Annotated in this window: 3 protein-coding genes and 1 pseudogene; 3 read left to right on the top strand and 1 reads right to left on the bottom strand. The window is 64.7% G+C overall.

What is annotated here, in order from left to right:
• Positions 1-375, top strand: a pseudogene (locus Q8N40_RS10110) (hypothetical protein); the annotation flags it as partial.
• 25 nt (positions 376-400) lie between these two features.
• The gene (locus Q8N40_RS10105; RefSeq protein ID WP_305711719.1) at positions 401-751 is read left to right on the top strand and encodes a hypothetical protein; all 351 of its coding nucleotides are present in this window, start codon (positions 401-403) and stop codon (positions 749-751) included.
• A 17-nt stretch (positions 752-768) separates the two neighbouring features.
• Here the strand turns inward: Q8N40_RS10105 and Q8N40_RS10100 are convergent, their stop codons facing one another.
• Positions 769-1,026: a hypothetical protein gene (locus Q8N40_RS10100; protein WP_305711718.1), complete on the bottom strand. Its 258-nt coding sequence runs from the start codon at positions 1,024-1,026 to the stop codon at positions 769-771.
• Positions 1,027-1,292: 266 nt separating this feature from the next.
• Between Q8N40_RS10100 and Q8N40_RS10095 the strand changes: the two genes are divergently transcribed.
• The coding region (locus Q8N40_RS10095; protein ID WP_305711717.1) for an ABC-F family ATP-binding cassette domain-containing protein at positions 1,293-2,521 on the top strand (1,229 nt) is incomplete at its 3' end.

Here is a 2,521-nt window from a genome sequence, read left to right as displayed (position 1 = left end):
GCGCCGATCAAGCAGCCGGACGCCTGCTTCACCGGCTATGTGAAACTGCCGAACGGCTCGTGCTGCCTTGCGGCGCAGGCGACGGCCGGCGGGCAGTGTTGTCCGTCCGGACAGAAACCTGATGCCGACAAGCGCAAATGCGTGCCGGCGGGAGGCGCCACATTCCTGCCCGGCACCACCATTGTCCCGGCGCCGGTCATCCTTCCACGCGGCAAGCGAGGCGGTCGGGAGTTTGTCCCGCCGCCGCCGCCGCCACGAATCGTGGTTCGGCCGCCGCCGCCGAAGCGGTTCGGCCCACCGAAGCGCTTTACGCCGAAGCCCATTATTCGGCCTCGTCCAATCCCACCGCCCATCCGACGGCAGCTGGATCGGTAACGCGAGATCGATAAGGAGAATGTCCATGAAGCAAAAGAGATTCGCACTGGCGACCATCGCGAAGCAATCAGCCTTCGCGATGGGGGGCCTTGTTCTCGCTGCCACGATCAGTGCCGCCGGCGTGAGTACCGCGACGGAATCGGCCGACGTCTCGACCCGGTTCGGAGCGCAAAAGTTCGTCGAGGTGGCCGAAGCGGTGGTGGTGGCCAAGCCGAAGAATGCAAAGAAGGTGAAGGTGGGAGGATCAGGAAAGACCTGGCTCAATCCGCAGCCCGACCCGCCGATGGGCCCCGCCAAGGTCGACAAGGGCGGAACCTGGCTCAACCCGCAGCCGGAGCCGCCGAGGCCGGTGACGGGCAGTAAGAAATTGAACTAAATTCACGCGTCGCGCGCTCAGTTGTTCGGCCCTGGTTGCTTGTTGGGCTTCACCGTCGGCACGTTCTTCTTGTGAATCTCCGCCTTGCCGCCCCACGTCGGACTGCCGGGAGGATTCTCGCACCGGCACTGCGTGGGGGTAGCCGGGGGACGGTTCTGTGGCTGCGGCGCGCAGACCTGCACCTTCGGAAACGGACAGGGTGCCGCCAATGCCGGAACGGCAGATGGCAACAGCGTGAATACTGACAGCGTCAAAGCGAGTGTCGCGCGTCGCATGGCCGTTCTCCTCAAGCCAACCCCGACGCCAAACATACATAGCTGGCATGATTTGAATTTGATGTGCCTCAATCGGCGGCGGCGCATGCGGGGCGGCTGTTCAATCCCCAGACGAAAAACCGGCGATCCGGCGGGTCCGAGCCGGCAGGAGGGAGCGGTTTTTTGCATGCCGGTGAATGGGTAGCGGGCCGGCCCCGAAACACCCTTCCAAGGGCGCGCCCTATGGCCTAAGAGCGGCGCAACAATTCCCCTTTCCCCAGGTAAAGATGATCCGCCTCGACAATATCTCCAAACAGAATGGCCACCAGATCCTGTTCATCGAGGCCTCCGCGGCGCTCCAAAAGGGCGAGAAGGTCGGCCTGGTCGGTCCCAACGGGTCCGGCAAGACCACGCTGTTCCGGATGATCACTGGCCAGGAGGCGCCAGACGAGGGCCAGGTGGCGGTCGATCGCGGCGTCACCATCGGTTATTTCAGCCAGGACGTCGGCGAAATGTCCGGCCGCAGCGCCGTGGCCGAGGTGATGGACGGCGCCGGCCCCGTCAGCAGCGTCGCGGCCGAGTTGAAGGAGCTCGAGACCGCGATGGGCGATCCCGACCGGGCCGACGAGATGGAAGAGATCATCGAGCGCTACGGTGAGGTGCAGGGCCGCTTCGAGGAACTGGACGGTTACGCGCTGGAGGGGCGCGCGCGCGAAGTGCTCGCCGGCCTCAGCTTCAGCCAGGAGATGATGGAGGGTGATGTCGGCGCGCTGTCGGGCGGCTGGAAGATGCGGGTGGCGCTGGCGCGTATTCTGCTGATGCGTCCCGACGCCATGCTGCTGGACGAGCCGAGCAACCATCTGGACCTCGAGAGCCTGATCTGGCTGGAGAATTTCTTGCGCGGCTACGAGGGCCTGCTGCTGATGACCTCGCATGACCGCGAGTTCATGAACCGCATCGTCAACAAGATCGTCGAGATCGATGGCGGCTCGCTGACGAGCTATTCGGGCGACTATGAATTCTACGAGCAGCAGCGCGCGTTGAGCGAGAAGCAGCAGCAGGCCCAGTTCGAGCGCCAGCAGGCGATGCTCGCCAAGGAAATCAATTTCATCGAGCGGTTCAAGGCGCGCGCCTCGCATGCGGCGCAGGTGCAGAGCCGGGTCAAGAAGCTGGAGAAGATCGAGCGGGTGGAGCCGCCGCGGCGCCGCCAGACGGTGGAGTTCGATTTCCTGCCGGCACCGCGCTCGGGCGAGGACGTGGTCAGCCTGAAGAAGGTGCAGAAAGGCTATGGCAGCCGCAACATCTATGAGGGGCTCGATTTCCAGGTGCGCCGCCGGGAACGCTGGTGCGTGATGGGGATCAACGGCGCCGGCAAGTCGACGCTGCTGAAGCTGGTGGCGGGTTCCACCGAACCCGATGACGGCACGGTCGCGGTCGGCGGCAGCGTCAAGATGGGCTACTTCGCCCAGCACGCCATGGACCTGCTGGACGGCGAGCGCACGGTGTTCGAGTGGCT

This window comes from Bradyrhizobium sp. (assembly GCF_030693485.1).
Lineage (GTDB): Bacteria > Pseudomonadota > Alphaproteobacteria > Rhizobiales > Xanthobacteraceae > Bradyrhizobium.
The sequence above is the reverse complement of the archived record's forward strand: the minus strand, read 5'-3'. Positions and strand labels throughout refer to the sequence as shown.